The sequence below is a fragment of the Ensifer sp. 38_S197 genome (assembly GCF_056924495.1).
Genome location: NZ_JBXOVZ010000001.1, coordinates 1,840,868 through 1,862,742 on the forward strand (window position 1 = coordinate 1,840,868; position 21,875 = coordinate 1,862,742).

Consider the following 21,875-nt stretch of genomic DNA (forward strand, 5'->3'; position numbering starts at 1 on the left):
GGTTGCGCATCTGTCGGCGGTCGCTATACTTGCAACCAAATCGTTGCACGAAAGGAAAGCGTTATGAGCTCATTCGATCGTATCGAGAAGGCAATCCTGCTGCGCGCGCCCATCGAGCGCGTCTGGCGGGCGATAACCGACGTCTCGGAATTCGGGCAGTGGTTTGGCGTCGAGCTGAACGAGCCTTTTGCTCCGGGACGGGCGGTAACCGGCTCATTCAAGGGAGAGTTCAACGAAGAGCATATTGCGAAATATCAGGCCTCGATGGGTCTCCAGCCGGCACCGATCCGCCTGCCCGAACCGAATGCCGTTTTCTGCACCGTCGAGGAAATGGATGCGCCGCGGCTTTTCAGCTTCCGCTGGATACCCTACGGCCTCGACGCCGAATGCGATCCCGCGCGGGAGCCGACCACACTTGTCGAATTCCGGTTGGAGGCGGTTGCCGGCGACACACGGTTGACGGTCACGGAATCCGGCTTCGAAAACGTGCCGGCGCATCGGCGCAAGCGCGCATTTCTCATGAATGACGGTGGCTGGAGCGCCCAGATTGAAAACATCAAGCGCCATGTCGAACACGCCTGAGCGGGAACTGGCGGGCGTCTTTGCGGCGCTCGGCGATACGACCCGCCTTGCGCTGGTCACGCGGCTCCTGGCCGCAGGTGCCCTGACGGCAACGGCACTGTCCGAGGGGCAGGCAATCACCCGGCAGGCGATCGTGAAACACCTACAGGTGCTGGTGACGGCAAGGCTGGTGGTGCACGAGCGTCACGGCAAGGAGGTCCTCTATGCGGTCGATCCGCGCCGCCTTGAAGAGGCGCGCGCATTTCTCGAGGCGATCGCAAAGGGCTGGGACAAGGCGCTTGACCGGCTCAAGTCGCTTGTCGAGACACCCTGAGGCGAAGCCGTTCGGCCCGGATGGCCGGATCAACGTGCGTGCCCGCCGGCAACTTGGCTGACCTGGCCGATGACCCAGTCCGACGCGTCGGAGAGGAGAAACGACACCGCGGTTGCGGTCCTGCCGACGGTCCCGGCCTTGGATAGGTCTTTCGCGACGGACCACTTGCGGACAGGCGCCGGGAGCGTCTCGCCTCGGCGCTCGAAGCCCATCTCGTGCCGGCAACGATCGGGAGGCCCCGCCCGGATCGCTCGTCGCACTTGTCCGTGATCGGTTCGATCGACGTCCCGGGCAGGCTTGAAATCGAAGCGCCGCGCTACAGTTGTTTTCTTTTGGTCACCGGGCGTGCGTGGACGGACCAATCTCGCAAGTGGCATTCGTGATCGCAGCCTTTCAGGGGTGGTTTCGGCAGACCTCTCGCCGGGACCCGAGGTGCAGACATGAGGCAGGGTTCGTCCGGCGTCGATAGTTCCTGGATCAAGAAGGCCGACGAACTGGCGGCCCTCTTTCAGTTCACGGATGCTCTCTACCGCGCCGATTCGATCACCGACATTTTCGATGCCACGTTCGATGCGATCGAGCGAGCCTTGCGCTGCAGCCGTGCCTCCATTCTGCTTTTCGATCATGCCGGGGTGATGCGTTTCGTCGCGTCTCGCGGGCTCTCGGAAGGTTATCGCCGGGCTGTCGACGGCCATTCGCCGTGGAGACCTGGTGACCGCGACGCCACCCCGATTTTCATCAGCGACATAGAGCTCGCCGACGAGCCTCAGGCGCTGAAGGACATCATAAGGCGCGAGGGGATCCGCGCGCTCGCCTTCATTCCCTTGACCGCCAACGGCGTGGTCATTGGCAAGTTCATGACCTATCGCGAAGTCGTGCACGTCTTCACCGAGGAGGAAGCCGTTCTCTCCCTGACGATCGCCCGGCAACTGGGCTTCAGCATCGAGCGCAGACGGATCGAGGAGGCGCACCAGCGTGCCGAGGAGGGACTTCGCCGCAGCAACGAGCGCTTGCGGATCATCCTCGATAGCGCCAGCGAGTATGCGATCATCACGCTCGACGGTGCCGGACGGATCGCAAGCTGGAACAGTGGTGCCGAACGGCTGCTCGGTTATCGCGAGAGCGAGATACTTGGCCAACCGGGCGACATTTTCTTCAGCCCTGAGGACCGCGCGTCGGATGTCCCCGACCAGGAGATGCGAACGGCTCGCGAGGAGGGCCGGGCAACCAACGAGCGCTGGCACTACCGCAAGGATGAATCCCGTTTCTGGGGTTCCGGCGTCATGCTTCCCGTCGAGGAGAGCGGACCGGACCGCTACCTCAAGATCTTCAGGGATCGAACCGAGGAGCGCAGGGCGGAAAAGCGCCAGAAGCTGCTCATCGGCGAGCTCAATCATCGTGTGAAGAACACGCTGGCAACCGTGCAGTCCCTTGCCGAACAGACGCTGAAGAGCTCGGAGACGCCGGAAGCGTTTGCCAGCGCGTTCAACACCAGACTGCTTGCTCTTGCCAAGGCGCACGACCTGCTCACGCGCGAGGCATGGCAGGCGGTATACCTCAACGACATTGCCCAAGCCGTTCTCGCAGCCTGGATCGAAGATGGGCGGGTGTCTCTTCAAGGACCTGCGGTCCGCATCAGCCCCAAACAGGCCCTCGCGCTCTCGATGGCGTTCAACGAATTGCTGACCAATGCGATCAAATACGGCTCTCTGTCGAACACCAGTGGCCGCGTTTTATTGTCGTGGCAATGCAGCGACGCATGTTCGGTCCGGTGGGAAGAGCGCGGCGGACCATCGGCGTCACCTCCGGACCACCAGGGGTTCGGGCTGCGCGTTCTCAACCGCGGGCTCGCCAACGAACTTGGACACCCGGTCGATCTTCGGTTCGAGCCGGCGGGTGTTACCTGCACGATCGGGATGGATTTCGTCGACGGGCGGCGCGCCGGCGTGGACGACAGGGGGGAATGACCATGTCTGCGATTTTGGCGGGACGCCGGATACTTGTCGTCGAAGACGAGATGCTGGTGGCCATGTCGATCGAGGACACCTTGATCGATGCCGGCGGCGAAGTGGTCGGTCCTGCGCCCACCGTGGGGCGGGCATTGGGGCTGCTGCAGGACGAGGCCAAAATCGATGCCGTCGTGCTGGATATGAACCTCCAGGGACAGAGCGGGCTTCCGGTCGCGGACGCATGCGATGAAAGATCGATCCCTTTTCTCATCCTGAGCGGCTATGGCGACACGGCTCTCAGCGGAACACGCCATGCGGCCCCGATCCTTTCCAAGCCCTTCGCGAGCGCGGTACTGGTAAAGGCTCTCACGACGCTTTTCGAAGGCAGCCGCTCATGATGGGCCCGGGCAGCCTGGCTGGTCGCGCCTGCATCGAGTGCCTACAGCCCTGAGAAGGAACCGCATTTCATCCCGCGGGTTGGGTCGTCGGACCCAAATGCATGGGATGGCGCAATGTGTCGGGTGGATTGTGATCATGAACGCGGAACGCTGGATTCATATTTGCGTCGACATGCAGCGCATGTTCAACGAGGAGACGCCATGGCAGGTGGACTGGATGGCGACGATCTCGGACCAGGTGCTGGAGGTCGCCGGTCGTTTTCCTGATCGCACTGTCTTTACCCGGTTCATTCCGCCAAAATTGCCGGAAGAAATGCCTGGCATGTGGCGGTCCTATTATGAAAAATGGCCGATGATGACAGCGACACGGCTCGACCCGGGCCTGCTCGATCTGCTTCATCCCTTGCAGCGTCTGGTGCCGCCTGCCCGGGTCCTCGACAAGCGCACCTATTCGCCCTGGCTAAGCGGCAAGCTGGAAAGCTTGCTCGCTCATCAGGACGTCGGCACGATCGTGGTGACGGGCGGCGAAACGGATGTCTGCGTCCTGGCGACCGCGCTCGGCGCGATTGACCTTGGCTACAAGGTGATCCTGTTGAAGGACGCCGTCTGCAGCTCCGTCGATCAAACATACAATGCCGCGCTCGACCTCCTCGGCAATCGCTTCTCGGTTCAGCTTGAGATTGCGACGACGCAGGAGTGGCTTTCGCTGGCGCGGGCCTAGACGCCGCCATTCGGGAGCCTCTGCAAATATCCCTTCGCGCCACAGGTCAGGCCATGCTCGGCTCCCTTTCCGAAGACGCCCGGCTGGCAATCAGGCCGAGGATACCCACGCCGATGATCGCTGCCGCATAGATGTCGGTCGTGAGCTGGTAGCCCAGCGCCTTCGCCAGGAAGCCGGCGAGAATTGCCGGCAGGCTGAACGCCAGATAGCTCTGGATGTAGATGGTGGATAGCAGTCCGGCGCGCTCGTCGGCTTTTGCCAGCGGCATGACCGAGCCGAGCGTGGCAAGGAAGCTCGTGCCGAAACCCATGCCGGTGAGAAGCGTGCCGACAATCAGGACGGGCACATAGGCGAGGTGGGTTCCGGCGACCACGGTCAGCATGCCGAAAGTCGTGCTCAAGACGCCGAAGGTCAGGTTTGCCTGAGGATTGCGGGCGCGGCGGAGGAAGACGGCGAATGCGCCGGCCGCCATCAGCGCCGCGACGACGGCGCCCCCGATCAGCGGGTTCTTGCTTCCCGTGGTGGCGACGACCAGCGAGGGGACGAGCGAAAGATAAAAACCCCCAAGCGCCCAGTTCGCTACGTTGACGGGGGTGACGAGCGCCAGCGGTCGCTTGGCGCGCTGCGGAATGGCGATCCGCGGCATCAGCGAGGATAGCGCTCCGGGGCGGCGCGAACCGGTTTCGGATATCAGCCAGATCGCCGCCGCCTGCACCAGGAAGCCTGCGAACAGCAGGACATAGACGAGATGAAGCGGAAGGGGGCCGTACTGGATCAGCGCGCTGCTGCCGAGCGCCCCGACCGCCAGGCCGATCAGGGGTGCGAGCGAGTTTACGAGCTGCCCCCTGGCGTGGTCGACATCGACGAGTGCTGCGCCGATCGAAGCGCCGGCGACGCCCGTCGCAAGACCCTGCACGATGCGTGCCGCGATCAGCCAGTGGGTTCCGTCGGCGAGCACGAACAGGGACATTGCCGCCATCTCGACGAGCAATGCTGCGAATATCACCGGCTTGCGCCCGAGATGGTCCGAGATCGAACCGGCGATCAGCAGGGCCACGAGAAGTGCGAAGGCATAGACCGCAAAAATAACGGTCATTTCCACCGGGCTGGCGGCGAAGTTTTCCTGATAGAAGCGATAGAGCGGGGTTGGGGCCGAGGAGGCGCCGAAGAATGTCGCGAGCGTGACGGCGTAGAAGGCGATGGGACCTGCCGGGCGGGCGCTCTCTCTGGATTCGGAGGTGGAAGACATCTATATAACCCTTAAAGCTAAATCGTTGCGTTTGGCAGATTTAGGTATGCGCCGCCGCACTAAAAGCAAATAATTTGCTTTTATGCTGTTGTGAGAATTTCTGAAGCATCGGCTGCGGCCGAAGAAAGACGGGGTTGGAGCGCATGGCGACAAAGGAAGGCCCGCGGCCGGGCGGACGAAGCGCCCGGGTTCAGGCGTCGGTTCACAAGGCCGTGCAGACCTTGCTGGCGACGCATGAGCGCACCGAGGTCACGGTTCCGTTGATCGCGGCGGAAGCGGGCGTTACGCCTTCGACAATCTATCGCCGTTGGGGCGACCTGCAGGAACTGCTCGCCGATGTCGCGGTCGAGCGACTGCGCCCCGACATGGTACCTGTCGACACCGGAAGTTTTGGCAGTGACCTGATGGCTTGGGCCGAGCAATATGCCGAGGAAATGTCCTCGGGGCCGGGTCGCCAGATGATCCGCGACGTGCTTGCGGCGCAGGATGGAAGCGGCGCCTACCAGTGCTGCAACTTCACCCGGCAGCAGATCGAAACGATCGCCGAACGCGCCGGGGAGCGCGGTGAAGTCTTTCCGGATGTTGAGACCGTCATGGATGGCGTCGTCGCGCCGATCATGTATCGGATCCTCTTCGGCGGTGCGCCGGACGCCGCGCATGTCGAGCGTCTGGTGAGGGCGTCGCTGGCGGCGAAACCGGCGCCTTGAGGCGCACTTGCTTCCCGAGAACGATAGCACGCGCAACCCGCCGCGGGTCCTGCGAAGATCCTGCAACCGGAACTTAAACTGGTGCTAGGGGTTGGAAGGCCTGCCAACACTTGTTCTGGAGGATGCGAGATGAGACCGATCCACAAGAGTTCCCTTCTGGCCGGCCTTGCTGCCATTGCAATTATGGCCGCCGGCGGCGTTTCTGCCGAAACCTTGAAATTCAAGGCGGATATGACGGGATCGGGAGAGGTGCCGCCCAATGAAAGCGCGGGTAAGGGCATGGGTGAAGTCACCCTCGATACAACGTCGAAGACGTTGACCTGGATCGTGACGACGGATGGCCTGTCAGGGGATCCGACCGCCGCCCATTTCCACGGTCCCGCAGCCGCGGGCGAAAACGCCGACCCGGTCGTCGATATCTCGACCTCCATGAAATCGGGCTCGGCCGAACTCACCGATCAGCAGATCGCCGATCTGCAAGGCGGCAAGTGGTACCTCAACATCCACACGGCGAAATTCCCCGACGGTGAGATCCGCGGCGAGGTGGAGAAGGCACAGTAAAGGCTCGCGACCTCCCGCCTATTTCACGGCGCCATGGGCCAGCCCGCTGACCAGATAGCGCTGCATGAACAGTGCGATCAGATAGACCGGGGCGATGCCCGCCAGAGAGGCCGCAGCCATCTGGCCGAAATTCACCAGCCTGTCGCCCTGGAACAGCGAAATGCCGACCGGCAGCGTTCGCGTGGCATCGGAGAAGGTGAAGGCCGAAGCGAAGAGGAACTCGTTGTAGGCGAGCACCGTGATGATGATGAAGGTCGCCACGATGCCCGGCGCGATGATCGGCACCACGATCTGCAGTAAGATGCGAAGCGGCCCCGCTCCGTCGATGGCGGCGGCCTGCTCGATCTCGATCGGCATCCGGCGCAAGAATGGCGTCAGCAGCCAGAAGGCGACGGGTACGTTGGCGAAACCGTAGATGAGAACCAGACCGGTGCGCGTGTCGAGGAGACCGCTCGCCTTCAGCAGGAAAAACAGCGGGATGAGTGCCACGATCGGTGGTGCCATGTAGCTTGAGAGCGTTACGTCCGAAAGCCATCGCCCGCCGATCTTCAGCCGCAGCATTGCGTAGGCTGAAGGCAGCGTGAGCGCGATGGTGAGCGATCCGGCAACGAGCGATACGATCACGGAATTCACGATGAAGCCGACGACATTGGCCGCTTCGAAGGCCGCCGGCCAATTGGCAAACGTCGGCGCCGTCGGCCAGAAGTGTCCGTTGAGCACGTCGTCCTTCGTCTTCAGGGAGACGGCGAGGAGATAGAGGAAGGGTAGGGCGAAGAAGCCGACGATCGGTGCCGTTGCAAGGCCCAGCCAGAGATGCCGTGCGACGAGCTTCATAATTCGCGCCTTTCGAAATGCTGATGGAGACGCACGACTGGCAGTGTCGCCAGCCCTATGACCAGCGCATAGATTATCGTCTCGGCGGCCGCCCGCCCGACATCGAACTGCTCGATCGCCCGCCTGTAGATGGAAAATCCCGCCGATGTCGTTGCAAAACCCGGCCCGCCGAAGGTGAGGATGTAGACGAGGTCGAACAGCTTGAACGAGAGGATCAATTTCAAGAGATAGATCGACGAGAGTGGCGCGGCGACCAGTGGCAGCGTGATGTGCCAGAAGCGCTGCCAGCCATTCGCGCCATCGACGAGTGCCGCCTCCCGGACCCCTTCCGGAATCGTCGAAAGCGCCGCGAAGCAGAGGATGACGATGAAGGGCGTCCATTGCCAGAGGTCGGCGACGGCGATCGCCAGCCAGGCGAACAGTGGGTGGCCGAGGAAAGAGATCGGCTGGGAGATCACGCCGGAGTTGATCAACGTGCCGTTCAGCAGTCCGCCCGCCGGCGCCAAGATAAGCTTCCAGGCGATGCCGACCATGACGGGCGGCGTCATCAGAGGCAAGAGCACGAGGCTCATCAGGAAACGGCCGCCTTTCAGTAGCGACGTGAAAAGCAGCGCGATCAGAAAACCGAATGCGAGTTGCAGCAGCGACGTCGAAAACGCATAGGCGACGCTTCTGCCGATCGCCGAAAGGAAGACCGGATCCTGCAGCGCCGTTACGAAATGCTTGATGCCGACGAAGCCGCGAAACGGTTTTCCAAGCGTGCTCTTGCTGAAGGCGAGCCCGAGCAGGAAGACGGTCGGGTAGAGCGTCGTGACAGCCAGCGCGAACACGACGGGGGCGATCCATAACGCACGTCCGAAGCGTGCCGACAGGGTGTCTCGGCGCCAGGTCTTTCGGTTCGCGCCCGGGCCAAGGGCGTCGAGGGTGAAGGCGGTCATGCGGCCTCTGCCAGAGCGGGCCGTATCGGTCCGCTGCCGGCCCGCGTGGCGACCAGCATGTCCTCGATGTCATCGAAGTGACCAGGCGTGATTTCGAATTCGCTGCGGCCGAGCCTGCGCTTCGGCAAGGTTTGCGTGGTCATGATCTTTTACCTCTAAAGAGAAGAGGGGGCGCTGCCGGGAGGAAGCGAGCGCCCCCAGCGAGCAATCAGCCGTTGGTCTCGATGATCTCGGTCCAGGCCTGGTGGGCATCGGCGATCGCCTGTTCTGCGCTCTTGGTGCCGGCGAGCGCCAGCGCCAACTCGTCGGTCAGCGCGTTTTCGAGCTTCGGCGCATAGACGGCGGTCGGCCAGGCGAGGCTGTTCTCCAAGGCGCCGTCGTCGAGCAGCGGCTGCACGAGCGGCTGGAACGCCTTGAATTTTTCCGACTTCAGGCCCGACTGGCGGTCCGGGTCGATGCCAGAGCCGGTCAGCGTCAGGAGTAGCTCGTGATAGTCCTTGCTGGTGGCGAGCTTGATCAGGTCCCAGGCGACATCCTTGTTCTTGGACCCGCTGGTGATCGCAAAACCGAAACCGGCGTTGAAGGCGAGCCGCGGCGTCGTGTTGCTGCCGCCGGTGGGAATGCGGGCTACGCCCCACTTGTCGACGATCTTCGAGCCCTTGGGATCCTGGGCATAGCCGCCAAGGTCGGTCCAGAAATCGATCTGCGCCGCCTTGCCGTTGAGGAAGGCAGGCAGCCCCTCTTCGAAGCGGGTTTCGAGCGGGGTCGGCAGTGCATGGGGTGCCGAGGCGAGCAGCGACTTCAAGGCCTCGACCGCCTCGGTGCTGTCAAGCGCGGAGGTGCCGTCCGGCTTCAGGAAGTTGCCGCCGAAGCCGGTCAGGCGGTTGGCATAGGTGGAGAGGATGATGACGGGGATCTTGGCGCCCAGAACGGCCGCGCCGTAGATGCCGTTCTTCGCTTCGGCCTCGGTGATCACCTTGGCGTTTTCATTGTATTCGTCCCAGGTGGAGGGCGCCTTCAGGCCATAGCGGTCGAAGAGCTCACGATTGTAGAACAACAGGTGGCTGTCGCCGTCATAGGGCAGGCCATAGCGGCGGCCATCATGCAGCGTGTACTGGTTGTAGATGGTCTGGATGAAATCGTCCGGCTGGATCTCCGTCTTGTCGCGCTCGATCAGGTCCGTCACATCCTCGATCACGCCATCTGAGGCGAGCTGGCCCTTGTAGGTATAGAAATAGTCGATGACGTCGAACTGGTTCGCGCCCGATTGCACATCCAGTGTCGCCTTGACGCTGACCTGGTCATAAGGGACCGCCGTGACGTTGACCTTGGCGCCGGTCAACCTCTCGAAATCCTCGGCGATCTTCTTGCCGGTGACCACATGCGGCTGGATGATCAAGAGATTGATCGCGCGCCCGGCGTACTTGTTGCCGGACGCAAGCGCCGTCGACGCGACAAGCGGTGCGATGAAAGGCAGCGTCCCCGCGGCGGCAAGCGATTTCAGCACGCTGCGGCGGCGGTAGGCCTGGCCGAAAATGGAATTGGACATCGGATCCTCCGTCGAGATCTGGGTTCTGGCGGTCGGCGCGCGCCAATCCGTCGGCTGGTGGTCAGCGCCGCGTGACCTTGCTTCAGCATCATGGAGGAGAAGATGACTTCTATATACATATAATCCATATATTTTATGGATTTTATGAGAACGATTTTCCTGCAACGACCCATCGGCCGGGGTAGGAATTTCTCAGCCGGTCCGATCGCCGCGTCAATGCTGCTGGAAGAGCCGAAACCGCTCCCGTCAGCGCGTTGGGAAACGGAAAAGCCGACTGGGCCTCGGCTAAAAGATGCTCAAGGCCCAAACGCGGCGGTCATACCTCGAATACGTCCTCGAACGACTCCGGGAAGCTCTGGCGGGCGACCCTTTCATCGATCACGAGCAGGGATTCGTAGGACAGCGGATCGAAGTCCTTGTCCGCGGCCACGACCTCGCGGCCGAAGAGAAGGCAGAGGCGGGCGGCGTCGAGATTGCCGCGCTCGAAGGGTTCCGCGCCGAAGTAATGCCAGAGAGCATGCAGGAAGGCGGCGTCGATCCGGTGTTCCGCCGTGCCCGGGCGGCCGCGACGCGGTATCGCCTTGAGCGGCGTTACCCCGCGCGGATTGGCCCGGCGAATGGTGAACTGGATGCCGGTGCCCGGCATGCCGGACGGAAAGCCCCGGTGTTTGGTCATGTCGGGCAGGTTTGCCATGCGATCCTCCTCAGGCCGTCTCGGCCTGAGCGATCTTGTCCTGCGTCTTCGTCTCGAAGTCGGAGGCGTCGTGGCGTTCGTGTAGTTGTTCCGACGGATCGCCGCTCAACCGGTTGACCATGCGACCGCGCTTGACCGCCGGGCGCGCGGCAATTTCGGCCGTCCAGCGCTGGACGTGTTCGTAGCTCTGGACCTCGAGGAAGGTGCCGGCGTCGCCATAGGCCTGGCCAAGCGCGAGGTTGCCGTACCAGGGCCAGGTGGCCATGTCGGCGATGGTGTATTCGGAGCCCGCCAGAAACCGGTGATCGGCGAGATGACGGTCGAGCACGTCGAGCTGGCGCTTCACCTCCATCGCATAGCGGTCGATGGCGTATTTGATGTGCATCGGCGCATAGGCGTAGAAATGACCGAAGCCGCCGCCGAGGAAGGGGGCCGAGCCCATCTGCCAGAACAGCCAGTTGAAGGTCTCGGTACGGGCACGAAGCTCGCTCGGCAGGAACGCGCCGAATTTTTCTGCGAGATAGGTGAGGATGGAGGCCGACTCGAAGACGCGGACCGGTTCGCCACCGCCTTTCGGCTTACGGTCCAGGAGAGCCGGGATCTTGGAGTTGGGGTTGACGTCGACAAAACCGGATCCGAACTGTTCGCCATCGCCGATACGGATCGGCCAGGCATCATATTCGGCGCCCGAATGGCCCGCGGCCAGAAGCTCTTCGAGCATGATCGTGACCTTCGCGCCATTCGGAGTCGCGAGCGAATAGAGCTGCAGCGGGTGCTTGCCAACCGGCAGGTCCTTGTCGTGGGTCGGCCCGGAGATCGGGCGGTTGATGCTGGCAAACGCGCCGCCGTTGCTTTTGTCCCAGGTCCAGACCTTTGGAACTTGGTAGCCGGCGGGGAAATTGTCAGCGGGAGATTTTTCGGTCATGAACTCTGTCCTTATCGCCTCAAGTGCATATCCAACGGGCAAGCAACGTCACAAAGCATCCGATGTCGGCCAGCTGCTTCGCGCAGTTCTATACCGTCCTTTCGGCGCCTTCCAGAAAAACGGTTTCACTTCGTGCGCACGCACGAGCATGCAAGTCTCGCAGACGCGCGGCTTTTCGACATGCGCACGTCCGTTCTGGTCGGCTAAGAACGCCGCTGGCAGGACCGCCCGTTGGCGGGGCATCAGCCGCGCCTTGCCGCTTCGATTGCGGCCACGTCGATTTTCCGCATGTCCATCATGGCCTCGAACGCGCGCTTCGCCTCGCCGCCGCCGGCGGCCAGCGCTTCCGTCAGGACGCGGGGCGTGATCTGCCAGGAGATCCCCCATTTGTCCTTGCACCAGCCGCAGGCGCTCTCCTCGCCGCCATTGTTGACGATGGCATTCCAGTAGCGGTCGGTCTCTTCCTGATCGTCGGTGGCGATCTGGAACGAGAAGGCCTCGTTGTGCTTGAACATCGGTCCTCCGTTGAGGCCGAGACAAGCGACACCGGCAACGGTGAACTCGACCGTCAGCACGTCGCCTTCCTTGCCGGACGGATAGCCGCCGGGTGCCCGGTGCACCGCCGTCACGCGACTGTCCGGAAAGACTTCGGCGTAGAAGCGTGCGGCGGCTTCGGCATCCTTGTCGTACCACAGGCAGATCGTGTTCTTTGCCATAAGCTCTTATTCCTTTCGCTTTGAAGACCTGCGGTCCTCTCCATGGGGTCTCCTACGAAATAGGTAGCCTACCGGTTTTCTCCAGACCGAAAGCGCTCATGGGCTCTGCCGAGCCCGCATCATGACAGCTTCATCGCCTTGCATATTTGCGCGCGCGATCGATCGGAGCGCCATCTGGTGGAAAGCCGGGCCGCGATGCCCCGGCAGTCAGCGTCTACGCATGTAGACGATAAGTCCAAGTCCGGCCGTCTACAGAGGCAGCGTCTACCCAGCTACATCCGTGGCACCAACCATGGAGAAACCGACATGCACTCTATCTCTGAACCGATCTTTACCGCGGGCTTTCCGCTTGGCAGTTCCGCAGGACTTGTCACGGCGTTCGAATGGCTCGGCCAACCCTACCGCCTCACCCGCGTCGACATGCTCGGGGAAATGCGCACCGAGGCCTATCGGCGGCTGAACGGTCGGGTCGAAACCCCCGTCCTGGTCAGCGAGGAAGGCCGTGTCCTCACCGAAACGATGGCGATTGCGCTGTGGCTGGAGGAGCGGGACCGAGAGCGCCGCATCAGCTTCGCGCCCGGAACGTACGAAGCTGACCGGATGCATCAGTTCATCGCCTTCCTCAACACCGGCTTCACCAGCGCCTTCTTCCCCCTGTGGGTGGCGCTGGAGGCGGAGGAGGCCACGGAGGATTATCGCCAAACGCTCCGCGCCTTCGGTCGCGAATTTGTCGCCAAGCGCCATGCGCAGCTCGAGGCGATGATGGGCGACGGCGACTATCTGCTGGGCGACCGGCCAACGCTCGCCGATGCGGTGTTCGTTGGCGTCGCGCGCTGGGCGGATTTTCACGAGGCGATCGATCCCCAGGACTATGAGCAGAACTATCCGCGCATCCACGCGCTGCGTAAACGCATCGAGGCCGATCCCGCCTTCCGCTTCGCGCTGGCGATCGAGGACGGAAAGTCGGCTGCCGGTAACGGTTCGATGAAAGGGCTGGTTCCGCTTCAGGACGTGTTGCGCATGACCGGCGCGCTTTGATCCGATGAGGTTGTGCGCCGACGAGCGCGGGGCGCAACCCATCGACCGTCAGATATGCCGCGCGAAATCGATGATGGCGTCGCTCACGAGGTCGGGACGTTCCTGCGGCAGCCAATGTCCGCTGCCGGGCACGACGACCTGGTCCAGGAGTTGGGGAACGAGGCCGGGCATTGCGTCGATGATGGCCTGCATTCCTGGGATGCTGAGTCCGGTGTCCCGCTCGCCGATCATGAACAGGGCAGGTACATCGACCTTCATGCCGGCGAGCGACGCTTGCAGCTGCCAGTTGCGATCCAGGTTGCGGTAGTAGTTCAGGCCACCGCGAAAACCGGAGTGGGCGAACGCCTGCGCATAGGCCTCGAGGTCGGCGGCCGTCAGCCAGTCCGGCATTTTATCCGGATCAGGAAGAGCCGCGAGCAGTCCGTCGCGCCGGGAAACCATCCCGAATGGATTTGGCGTCTGATCCCCGGCTTGCCGCGGGCCGGCGTCTCCGGAAGCTGCAAAGAGAATTTTCCTTAGCGTCTGCCGAATGTCCCGCTCCAGTTCCACCTCGGCGATACCGGGTTCCTGGAAGTAGAGCGTGTAAAGCTGTGCCTTATCGGTCTGCGGGAAGATCCGGCTCGGCGGCACGGGCGGAGGTGTCATCATCGGCACACTGATCGCGACCACGCCACGGAAGCGATCCGGCCGCATTTGCGCCGCCTGCCACGCGACCGTGGAGCCCCAGTCGTTGCCGACGATGAGGGCAGTCTCTTCGCCGAGCGCGTCCAAGAGTGCGACCATATCGCCGACGAGATGAAACAGGGTGTATTCATCGATCGCTGCTGGGCATTCCGTATGCCCATATCCGCGCATATCCGGTGCCACCGCACGAAATCCGGCTTTAGCCAGTGCCGCCAATTGATGACGCCAGGCGTGGGCCGTTTCCGGAAAGCCGTGGCAGAAGAGGACGAGCGGCCCTTCTCCCTGTTCGGCGACATTCATCCGGATCGTTCGCGTCTCGATGGTACGAGCAGGCATTTTCAGTCCTTCCGCTTCTAATGCAGTGCCTCGGATGGCGATCTCAGCGCTCCTTGTCGGCCACGCTGCTGCCAGCAGAGCGGCCAATATCGTCCGTCTTCGCATCCTTGGGTCCTTGATTCCGTAATTTTATAAGTTACAGAATCGGATGAGGTCAAGAATGCGTAACAATTATAGTTACGCTTTAGGGGTGGCATATGAAAAGAGATAGCCGGCTGGCGCGGATGATCCACGTGCTCATCCATATGGGGCTTCTGGGCGGGCGCGAGACTTCGGAAACCATCGCGAAAATGTTGAACACCAATCCAGTGGTCGTGCGCCGCACGATGGCGGCCTTGAAGCGCAAGGGCGTGGTGGATTCCGAAGGAGGACGAGGCGGCGGATGGGTTCTGTTGCGGTCGCTGGACGACCTGACAGTCCTTGATATTCAGAAGGCGCTGGATGACGGCGAGGTCCTGGCCGCCGGCCTTTCGGAAGATCACCCCACCTGTCCGGTAGAGCGGGCAGCGAATGCCGCCCTGGTGCAGGCGTTCGACAAGGCGGAAAGCGCTTTGCTGGACGAGTTCGCAAAGCTCAGGCTGTCGATCATTGCCGAACATGCGATATCGGAGGAAACACGTGATCCCGCCTCCGGATGGAAGAAAGGATGACGGGAAACAGCGCTGCCGACCCGCGCCTGATATGGGGCGGCGACTTCCCCTTGGTGGCGAAGGGCTATGCACGTCGGCTCGTCGAGGAGGCGGTAGAAAATGCAAAGTCGTCGGGCTTCGCATGGCTGCATGTCGACTTCGAGGCACATCTTCACGGCTTCTATTTTGAAGCCTGCGGGTTCGTTCCCACCGATGCCGGCCTGATCCGCCTTCGATAGGCGTCGCTAATGCGCCCCCGATCAGGGCTTCCGTTACGCATTAAAGGTGAGTAAAGAAGGAAGGAATTAAACCGAGGCACGGCCTCTGATTTCCCCGAGCATTTGGCAATTGATGACATTTCAGCCACGGATGCAGAACAAGATCTCCGGCTTCAAGGTTCTCGGCGGCTTGCGGCGCCGGGAATGGAACGGAATCATCGCCGATGTCTGGGACGTCGAATGCGAGGCGCGGGCGGGCGGCCACTATGTGTCGGATGATCCGCGCATGTTCATCGTGCTCGATGCGCAGGGCGGGAGCCGCTGCAACGTCAAGCTCTCGCCCGGTGGCCCCGGGACCGTGCAGAACTATCGCGAACAGGGGCTTTCATACATCCCGGCCGGCATGGAAATCCGGGCAGATGTCGTCGATATGCAGTACATCCGCCATCTAGATCTGCACTTCAATCTCGATGTCCTCGGCGGGCGGCTGATGGAAGATCTCGATGTCAGCCGTTGCGACGCGCCACGGCTGATGTTTCACGACGAGCGATTCCTGCAACTCGCCCGGCTCATCGCCGTGGAGTGCCTCAATCCGCAGCCGCTGCATGATCTCTATGGTGATGGTCTGACCGTCGCGCTGTTCATCGACCTGATGAAGCTCAACCGCGCTGCACCGCGCAAACGCAGCCCACTTGCCGCCTGGCAGATGCGCCGCGTGGCTGACTACATCGAGGAGAATTTCGGCCGCAACATCCGGCTCGAGGAGTTGGCGACGCTGGCGGGATTGTCGCAATCGCATTTCAGCCATGCCTTCAAGGCCTCGACCGGCATGGCGCCGCATCAATGGCAGACGAATGCACGTATCGAGCGAGCCAAGCAATTCTTGCTGAAAAATGACACGTCATTAACGGCCGTAGCCGTCGAGACCGGATTCTCGGACCAGGCGCATTTCACTCGGGTTTTCCGCAAAGTCGTCGGCACCACGCCGGCGCAATGGCGGCGGAGCCGATTGGCCTGAGCAACTCGTCTGGCGCGGGCAGACGTTCGCTGTGAATAGCCCAGGATCGTTCAATTTCCGTGGATCGCTCCAAGCGTCGGCATAATAGTTGATATAAACACTCATCTTATCTGAGGTTTTGTTTTTAGCGCTGCATATCGTCCGGGGGATTGGTGCGATGGGCGGCTCAGGGCGATGAAGAGATGATGGTGAGTGGCAGGGCGGCCGGTTTGGCCGAATGGCTGGCAGGCGGGGTAGCCGGCATTGCAATTCTCGCGGCGGGTGCCACGATCGCGCAGGATGCACCGGCAACCCGGCTGGAAAAGATCGAGGTCCAGGCCGGCGCGACCCAAGACGGCGCGACCGGTCCGGTCGAGGGATATGTCGCCAAGGCGACGACCACCGGTTCGAAGGCCGCAACGCCGATCAGCGAAATTCCCCAATCCGTATCAGTCATTGGCCGCGAGGAGCTGGACGATCGCGGTGTCGTCAACAAGGTCGACGAGGCGCTTCGCTATACGCCGGGCGTGATGGCCGAGCCCTTTGGCGTCGATCCGGACACGGACTGGTTCTATATCCGCGGCTTCGACGCGACGCAGAGCGGCGTCTTCCTCGATGGCCTCAACCTCTTCTCCTATGGTTTCGGCGGCTTCCAGATCGATCCCTTCATGCTCGAGCGCGTCGAGGTGCTGAAAGGGCCTACGTCGGTGCTCTATGGCGGCGCCAATCCCGGCGGCATCGTCAGCCTCATCAGCAAGCGGCCAAGTGATGACACCTCCGCCTATGTGGAGACCGGGATCAACAACAGCGGCAATGCCTTCCTCGGCATCGACGTGAACCGGCCGCTGGACGATGCGATCAACTACCGCGTCACCGGCAAGATCTCCGGCGGCGACAACTATGTGGACCATTCGGAAGACCTGCGCGGCTTCATCCTGCCGCAGATCGCCTATCAACCCGATGATGCGACCAGCCTGACGGTTTACGGTCTGCTGCAGGGCCTTGATCAGGTCCACACCGGCGGCGGCTTCCTGCCCTATGTCGGCTCGGTCGTCGACGCGCCCTTCGGGAAGATCGACCGAAAGGCCTTCTTCGGTGAACCGGGGATCGATACCGGCACCTATGTCCAGCAGATGCTTGGCTACGAGTTCAGGCACGAGTTCGACAGCGGCTGGCAGTTCAGCCAGAACCTGCGCTACGGCCACCTCTACAAGTACGAGAATGGCCCGTATACCGACGGCTATTACGATCCGAGCCTGCCGTTCCCGGTTTCGCCGGTGCCGGCTACGCCCGGCAATCTGCTCTATCGCCTGGGCTTCGAGGCGACCTCCAAGGTCGATGCGTTCAGCGCCGACAATCGCCTCGAGGGAGAGTTCGAGACCGGCGCCCTCGATCACACGCTGCTGTTCGGGCTGGACTACAAGCTCTTCCGCCTGGATCACGTCCAGGCGTCGTCGGCGGGAACGCCGATCAGCGCCACGGATCCGGTCTACGGCGCACCGCAGCCGGCCAACGCCATCTATGTCAACCAGGTGATCACCCAGCAGCAGCTGGGCGTCTACGCACAGGACCAGATCCGCTTCGGCGACGGTTGGCTCGTCACGCTCAATGGCCGCTATGACTATGTCGACACCCGGACCGACAATGGGCCCACCTTCTGGGCTCCGACGCAGAATTCGACCTTCGATTACAGCGAAGGCGCCGCCAGCGGCCGCGCCGGGCTTGCCTATGAATTCGACAATGGCCTGACCCCCTATGTCAGCGTTGCCACCTTCTTCAATCCGATCGTGGCGGTGACGGCGACGGGCAACACCAAGCCCGAGGAAGGCGAACAGTTCGAAGCCGGCGTCAAATACGAGCCGACCTTCTTCGACGGTGTGCTGACTGCGTCTGTCTACCAGCTGACGAAACGCAACGCGCTGGTGACCGACCCGCTGACGAGTATTTCCACCCAGACCGGCGAAGTGCGCTCCCGCGGCATCGAACTCGAGGGCAAGGTCAATCTCAACGAGAGCTGGAAGGTGATCGCCGGCCTCGATTTCATGGATATCGAGGTGACCGACGACGCAAACCGGGCACTGGTCGGCAAGTCGCCTTATCTCGTCCCCGATGCGCAGGCCTCGCTATGGATCGACTACACCGTGCAGCAGGGCGCGTTCGAGGGCGTGAGCCTCGGTGCCGGTGTTCGCTATCGCGGTGAAAGCTGGGCAGACAAGGAGAACACGGCGAAGGTGCCGTCCTCGACGGTCTTCGATGCCGGACTGCGCTATGAGAAGGACGGCTGGGGTGCCGCTCTGAACGTCACCAACCTGTTCGACAAGGAATATGCGAGCGGTTGCAGCGGTGTCCTTGTCTGCGGTTACGGCGACGCCCGGACCGTCACGTTCAAGCTCAGCAAGAAATGGTAATCTCCTACTAGCTCACCTTCCTCTCTCACTGCCATTGGAAGACGGACGAGACCTGCAAGCAGGTTTCGCCACAACCCATTTGACAAACGCATAGCCAATTGACTATACGTCATTCATAGCCAATTGGGTATGAGACATGTCGCAGTTACAGGACGCGGTCTTTCGGGCACTCGCAGATCCCACACGTCGTGGGCTCTTCGAGCGTCTCTGCCGCCAGGGCGATACGACCGTCGTCGGTTTGCTGGCCGATGCCGGCGTTTCGCAGCCGGTCGTGTCCAAACATCTGAAGATCCTGAAAGCTGCAGGGCTCGTGCACGACCGGCATGAAGGCCGCTACACCTATTACAGTGCCCGGCGCGAAGCGCTCGGGACCCTAGTTGACTGGACGACGGAGATGGCCGGCTTCTGGCAGGACCGCTTCGACGATCTCGATGATCTACTGAAGAGAATGGACCAATGATCGAAACAACCGAAACTACCCGCGCTGTCGTCGTCGAACGCAATTTTCCCTATCCGCCAGAGAAGATCTGGCGCGCGCTGACACAACCGCATCTGATCGCCGAATGGCTGATGCGGAACGATTTCATCCCTGAGGTCGGCCGTCGCTTTACCCTCTCCGCCGACTGGGGGCAGGTCGATTGCGAGGTTCAGACGATCGAGGCGAACCGCGAGCTCGCCTATCGCTGGGATACCAAAGATCTCACCAGCGTCGTTACGTGGACTCTTGCCGCCGCCGATGGCGGCACGAACCTGCGCATGGAGCAGCGCGGCTTCCGGGCGGACCAGAAGGCTTATTTCCAGGGTGCGACCGTCGGATGGCCGCGCTTCATCACCCAGCTGGCAGAGGTCGTCGCGAAACTCGACTGACCATCGCTTGGCTTCTGAACCGCTTTTCACAATCAAGGTGCCAGAATGACCTCTCTCATCCGGACAATCCATCGATGGGCGTCGCTGCTGTTCTCCCTGGCCGTTGCTGCGATCTTTGCCGGCATGGCTTTGGTGGTGCTCCCCGAATGGGTCTACTACCTGCCTCTGCCGCCGCTGGCCGTGCTTCTGCCGACGGGGCTCTATCTCTTCGCATTACCCTATCTGAGCAAGCCGCGAGATAGGGTTCAGGCGGCCGAGTAGGGGCGTCGCGGCTGGCGGCACCAGTCGACGCCATTCCCATCGACGCGCAACAGCCACGGGCCGAGACACCCGGTTCTCAGCATGATGAATGGCCTGCGGGTGCGCGATCCGATCCCCATCGTTGGACGAGGGTGGCCGCCCGCGTCCGACGGTTCTTTTTCTCAAAGAACCGAAGGCGGTCATAAGACAAGCGCGTGCGGCAATCCCCTATCCTCGAGGCGGGCTTCGGGGTCGCATAGAATTCGATTGAGAATTAAGTCTATGCAATGCATAGAATTTTCAATCGCATTCACGATATCGCCCCGAGGTCGCTCATGCCCATCGCAAGTCTTGCCATGTATGTCAGCCCGGCGCCGCTGAAAGACGCGACGCGGCTGTTCTGGGAGGCGCTGGCGGATCGCCTTCGTGCGGTGGGGCTCGATGCGCCCGCGGCACTGCAGGAGGACATACGTTATGACGAGGCCTGGCTTCGTCCCGATCTGTTGTTCGGCCAGACCTGCGGCTATCCCTATGTCCAGCGGCTGCGCGGCCAGGTGCAATTGGTGGCGACACCGGTCTACGGACTGCCGGGCTGCGATGGTCCGCTCAAATGCAGTTTCATCATCGTCAATGCCGAATCCTCTGCGGGTTCGATCGAGGATTTGCGGGGTGCTCGCGCGGCGATCAACGATCCCGGCAGCAATTCCGGCTACAACCTCTTTCGCGCCTTTGTGGCACCCCATGCGATCGGCGGTCGGTTTTTCTCGTCGGTGCTGGAGACCGGCGGCCATGTTGCGAGCATCGACGCGGTTTCGAGCGGGATCGCCGATATCGCCGCGATCGACTGCGTGACCTTCGGCAATACCTTGCGCTTCGACCCGGATCGCGTTGCCGGCGTGCGCATCCTGGCGGAAACGAAAAAAGGTCCGGGATTGCCGTTCATCACCGCCGTATCGACGCCGGCAAGGGATCTTGTGCTGCTGCGCCGCGTGCTTGCGGAAACCATCGCCGATCCGGCGGTTGCCGAGATCTGCGACACGCTTTCGCTGCGCGGCATCAGCCTGCTGGGAGACGGCGACTATGAGGCTTTGGCTGCGCTTGACCGCGATGCTGCTGGCCACGGGTACCCGACGATCGCCTGACGGTTCATCAACCGCGATTCATCCCGACGAGCATGAGCAAGACTGGCAGAGTAGAATATAAATTACATAGAATAAATATTTTGTGACTGTGGCGTTTGGCGCAAGCACTTTTCCCCTTTGCGTGGCTTCGCCGCAATGCCATGCGGCGCGTTCTCATTGATCGGCTTTTTATATTGGCGATTGAAATCGATCGCTTTTTCCGACCGGAGACCCGATGTCGACTGACGCGCTGCCCCAACAATCGAGCCTATCTGCAATCGCCCGCGTCGAATGGCAGACCGTCGCCCTGACCCTCGTCATCTATGGTGGCTTTCTCGCCCTGACCTGGTTCTGGCAATCGCTTCCTATTGCCGTCGTGATTGGCCTTGGCGGCTGGCTCATTGCCTGGCACGGATCGCTGCAGCACGAGGCCATTCACGGGCATCCGACGCGCAATCAGCACGTCAACGATGCGATCGGATGGCCGCCGCTCTCCCTTTGGCTGCCCTATGCGATCTATCGCGAAGGGCATCTCGTCCACCATCGCGACGAACATCTGACGGATCCGATAGAGGATCCGGAGTCCTCCTATTTCACCCGGACTGCCTGGGAAGGCATGGGCAAAGTGGGACGGAAACTTGCCGAGTGGAACACGACCTTGCTCGGCCGGCTGACGGTCGGCCCGCTGGTCATGATCCTGAGCTTCCTCGCGCAGGAGGCGGTCCTGATCGCGCGGGGTGACTGCGCGCGGATAAGGATCTGGCGTGCGCACGCGGCAGGCGTTGCCGTCGTGCTCGTCTGGATTGTCGCGGTTTGCGGCCTGCCGCTCTGGCTCTATCTTTTCGGCTTCGTCTATGTCGGTGCCGCGCTGACGAGGCTTCGCTCCTATGCTGAACATCGTTACGCCGGCCATCACGACGAGCGGACGGCGATCGTCGAAGGGACGCCGCTCTTCGGTCTCCTGTTTCTCTACAACAATCTGCATGTGCTGCATCACCAGCGGCCGGGCATTCCCTGGTATCAGATTCCGGGCCTTTATCGCCGGCACAGAGTTGCGCTGCTGACGATCAATGGTGGCCTCATCTATCGCGGCTATCTCGACGTGGCGCGCCGATTTCTCCTGAAGCCGCACGACGATCCGCGCCATCCGCAGCATCCGTAGCTCAGGAAGCGAGCGGAACGAGGCCACGAGGTCTGGAGG

At 62.0% G+C, this 21,875-nt stretch carries 26 protein-coding genes; 17 read left to right on the forward strand and 9 right to left on the reverse strand.

The genetic code is table 11. The annotated features are described in order from the left end of the window. Positions 1-63: 63 nt before the first annotated feature. From AC1Z3V_RS08550 to AC1Z3V_RS08570, 5 genes are all read left to right on the forward strand, one after another. Positions 64-582 (forward strand): SRPBCC family protein, encoded by a 519-nt coding sequence (locus AC1Z3V_RS08550; protein ID WP_483498313.1) that lies wholly within the window; start codon positions 64-66, stop codon positions 580-582. Continuing rightward, positions 548-895: an ArsR/SmtB family transcription factor gene (locus tag AC1Z3V_RS08555; RefSeq protein ID WP_483498314.1), complete on the forward strand. Its 348-nt coding sequence runs from the start codon at positions 548-550 to the stop codon at positions 893-895. The genes AC1Z3V_RS08550 and AC1Z3V_RS08555 overlap by 35 nt, the downstream gene beginning before the upstream one ends. Positions 896-1,335: 440 nt before the next feature. Further along, the gene (locus AC1Z3V_RS08560) at positions 1,336-2,862 is read left to right on the forward strand and encodes a sensor histidine kinase (protein ID WP_483498315.1); all 1,527 of its coding nucleotides are present in this window, start codon (positions 1,336-1,338) and stop codon (positions 2,860-2,862) included. A 2-nt stretch (positions 2,863-2,864) separates the two neighbouring features. Next, positions 2,865-3,242 carry a response regulator gene (locus tag AC1Z3V_RS08565; protein ID WP_483498316.1) on the forward strand — a complete coding sequence of 126 codons (378 nt, stop codon included), beginning with the start codon at positions 2,865-2,867 and terminating at the stop codon, positions 3,240-3,242. A gap of 136 nt (positions 3,243-3,378) precedes the next feature. Further along, positions 3,379-3,963, forward strand: coding sequence for a cysteine hydrolase family protein (locus AC1Z3V_RS08570; RefSeq protein WP_483498317.1), 585 nt, complete (start codon positions 3,379-3,381; stop codon positions 3,961-3,963). Positions 3,964-4,009: 46 nt separating this feature from the next. Here AC1Z3V_RS08570 and AC1Z3V_RS08575 read toward each other — a convergent pair whose 3' ends face one another. Then, the gene (locus tag AC1Z3V_RS08575; protein ID WP_483498318.1) at positions 4,010-5,212 is read right to left on the reverse strand and encodes an MFS transporter; all 1,203 of its coding nucleotides are present in this window, start codon (positions 5,210-5,212) and stop codon (positions 4,010-4,012) included. Positions 5,213-5,355: 143 nt separating this feature from the next. On the opposite strand from AC1Z3V_RS08575, the gene AC1Z3V_RS08580 reads away from it, so the two are divergent. Together AC1Z3V_RS08580 and AC1Z3V_RS08585 are read left to right on the forward strand one after the other, a co-directional pair. Further along, entirely contained in the window at positions 5,356-5,919 is a 564-nt protein-coding gene (locus AC1Z3V_RS08580) for a TetR/AcrR family transcriptional regulator (RefSeq protein ID WP_483498319.1), read from the forward strand. 129 nt (positions 5,920-6,048) lie between these two features. Beyond that, a complete protein-coding gene (locus AC1Z3V_RS08585; protein WP_483498320.1) occupies positions 6,049-6,480 on the forward strand; it encodes a CHRD domain-containing protein in 432 nt (143 codons plus the stop codon). 18 nt (positions 6,481-6,498) lie between these two features. Here AC1Z3V_RS08585 and AC1Z3V_RS08590 read toward each other — a convergent pair whose 3' ends face one another. The 7 genes from AC1Z3V_RS08590 to AC1Z3V_RS08620 all read right to left on the reverse strand — a co-directional run bounded on the left by AC1Z3V_RS08590 (position 6,499) and on the right by AC1Z3V_RS08620 (position 12,136). Next, entirely contained in the window at positions 6,499-7,314 is an 816-nt protein-coding gene (locus AC1Z3V_RS08590; protein ID WP_483498321.1) for a carbohydrate ABC transporter permease, read from the reverse strand. Further along, positions 7,311-8,252: a carbohydrate ABC transporter permease gene (locus AC1Z3V_RS08595; RefSeq protein WP_483498322.1), complete on the reverse strand. Its 942-nt coding sequence runs from the start codon at positions 8,250-8,252 to the stop codon at positions 7,311-7,313. Before AC1Z3V_RS08595 ends, AC1Z3V_RS08590 begins: the two co-directional genes overlap by 4 nt. Then, complete coding sequence (locus AC1Z3V_RS08600) at positions 8,249-8,395, reverse strand: hypothetical protein (protein WP_483498323.1); 147 nt, start codon at positions 8,393-8,395, stop codon at positions 8,249-8,251. Before AC1Z3V_RS08600 ends, AC1Z3V_RS08595 begins: the two co-directional genes overlap by 4 nt. 65 nt (positions 8,396-8,460) lie before the next feature. Further along, on the reverse strand, positions 8,461-9,801 hold the full coding sequence (locus AC1Z3V_RS08605) for an ABC transporter substrate-binding protein (protein WP_483498324.1): 1,341 nt from the start codon (positions 9,799-9,801) through the stop codon (positions 8,461-8,463). A gap of 316 nt (positions 9,802-10,117) precedes the next feature. Next, a complete protein-coding gene (locus AC1Z3V_RS08610) occupies positions 10,118-10,495 on the reverse strand; it encodes a hypothetical protein (RefSeq protein WP_173519008.1) in 378 nt (125 codons plus the stop codon). Positions 10,496-10,505: 10 nt separating this feature from the next. Next, positions 10,506-11,420 carry a glutathione-dependent disulfide-bond oxidoreductase gene (gene yghU, locus AC1Z3V_RS08615; protein ID WP_483498325.1) on the reverse strand — a complete coding sequence of 305 codons (915 nt, stop codon included), beginning with the start codon at positions 11,418-11,420 and terminating at the stop codon, positions 10,506-10,508. Between the two features lie 242 nt (positions 11,421-11,662). Continuing rightward, positions 11,663-12,136, reverse strand: coding sequence for a VOC family protein (locus AC1Z3V_RS08620; protein WP_483498326.1), 474 nt, complete (start codon positions 12,134-12,136; stop codon positions 11,663-11,665). 306 nt (positions 12,137-12,442) lie between these two features. Here AC1Z3V_RS08620 and AC1Z3V_RS08625 point away from each other — a divergent pair, with 306 nt between their 5' ends. Continuing rightward, the gene (locus tag AC1Z3V_RS08625) at positions 12,443-13,174 is read left to right on the forward strand and encodes a glutathione S-transferase family protein (protein WP_483498327.1); all 732 of its coding nucleotides are present in this window, start codon (positions 12,443-12,445) and stop codon (positions 13,172-13,174) included. A 48-nt stretch (positions 13,175-13,222) separates the two neighbouring features. Here AC1Z3V_RS08625 and AC1Z3V_RS08630 read toward each other — a convergent pair whose 3' ends face one another. Further along, positions 13,223-14,194 (reverse strand): alpha/beta fold hydrolase, encoded by a 972-nt coding sequence (locus tag AC1Z3V_RS08630; protein ID WP_483498328.1) that lies wholly within the window; start codon positions 14,192-14,194, stop codon positions 13,223-13,225. A gap of 197 nt (positions 14,195-14,391) precedes the next feature. Between AC1Z3V_RS08630 and AC1Z3V_RS08635 the strand changes: the two genes are divergently transcribed. From AC1Z3V_RS08635 to AC1Z3V_RS08675, 9 genes are all read left to right on the forward strand, one after another. Then, on the forward strand, positions 14,392-14,844 hold the full coding sequence (locus tag AC1Z3V_RS08635) for an Rrf2 family transcriptional regulator (RefSeq protein ID WP_483498329.1): 453 nt from the start codon (positions 14,392-14,394) through the stop codon (positions 14,842-14,844). Continuing rightward, complete coding sequence (locus tag AC1Z3V_RS08640; RefSeq protein ID WP_483498330.1) at positions 14,841-15,062, forward strand: hypothetical protein; 222 nt, start codon at positions 14,841-14,843, stop codon at positions 15,060-15,062. Before AC1Z3V_RS08635 ends, AC1Z3V_RS08640 begins: the two co-directional genes overlap by 4 nt. A 112-nt stretch (positions 15,063-15,174) precedes the next feature. Continuing rightward, on the forward strand, positions 15,175-16,059 hold the full coding sequence (locus tag AC1Z3V_RS08645; RefSeq protein ID WP_483498331.1) for a helix-turn-helix domain-containing protein: 885 nt from the start codon (positions 15,175-15,177) through the stop codon (positions 16,057-16,059). A 182-nt stretch (positions 16,060-16,241) separates the two neighbouring features. After that, on the forward strand, positions 16,242-18,446 hold the full coding sequence (locus AC1Z3V_RS08650) for a TonB-dependent siderophore receptor (protein ID WP_483498332.1): 2,205 nt from the start codon (positions 16,242-16,244) through the stop codon (positions 18,444-18,446). A 136-nt stretch (positions 18,447-18,582) separates the two neighbouring features. Continuing rightward, complete coding sequence (locus AC1Z3V_RS08655) at positions 18,583-18,906, forward strand: ArsR/SmtB family transcription factor (protein WP_173519002.1); 324 nt, start codon at positions 18,583-18,585, stop codon at positions 18,904-18,906. Next, positions 18,903-19,313 carry an SRPBCC family protein gene (locus AC1Z3V_RS08660; RefSeq protein ID WP_429809600.1) on the forward strand — a complete coding sequence of 137 codons (411 nt, stop codon included), beginning with the start codon at positions 18,903-18,905 and terminating at the stop codon, positions 19,311-19,313. The genes AC1Z3V_RS08655 and AC1Z3V_RS08660 overlap by 4 nt, the downstream gene beginning before the upstream one ends. A 45-nt stretch (positions 19,314-19,358) precedes the next feature. Beyond that, positions 19,359-19,574: a hypothetical protein gene (locus tag AC1Z3V_RS08665; RefSeq protein WP_429809601.1), complete on the forward strand. Its 216-nt coding sequence runs from the start codon at positions 19,359-19,361 to the stop codon at positions 19,572-19,574. 314 nt (positions 19,575-19,888) lie between these two features. Beyond that, entirely contained in the window at positions 19,889-20,695 is an 807-nt protein-coding gene (locus tag AC1Z3V_RS08670) for a phosphate/phosphite/phosphonate ABC transporter substrate-binding protein (protein WP_483498333.1), read from the forward strand. Positions 20,696-20,909: 214 nt separating this feature from the next. Beyond that, the gene (locus AC1Z3V_RS08675) at positions 20,910-21,836 is read left to right on the forward strand and encodes a fatty acid desaturase (protein ID WP_483498334.1); all 927 of its coding nucleotides are present in this window, start codon (positions 20,910-20,912) and stop codon (positions 21,834-21,836) included. Positions 21,837-21,875 lie beyond the last annotated feature (39 nt).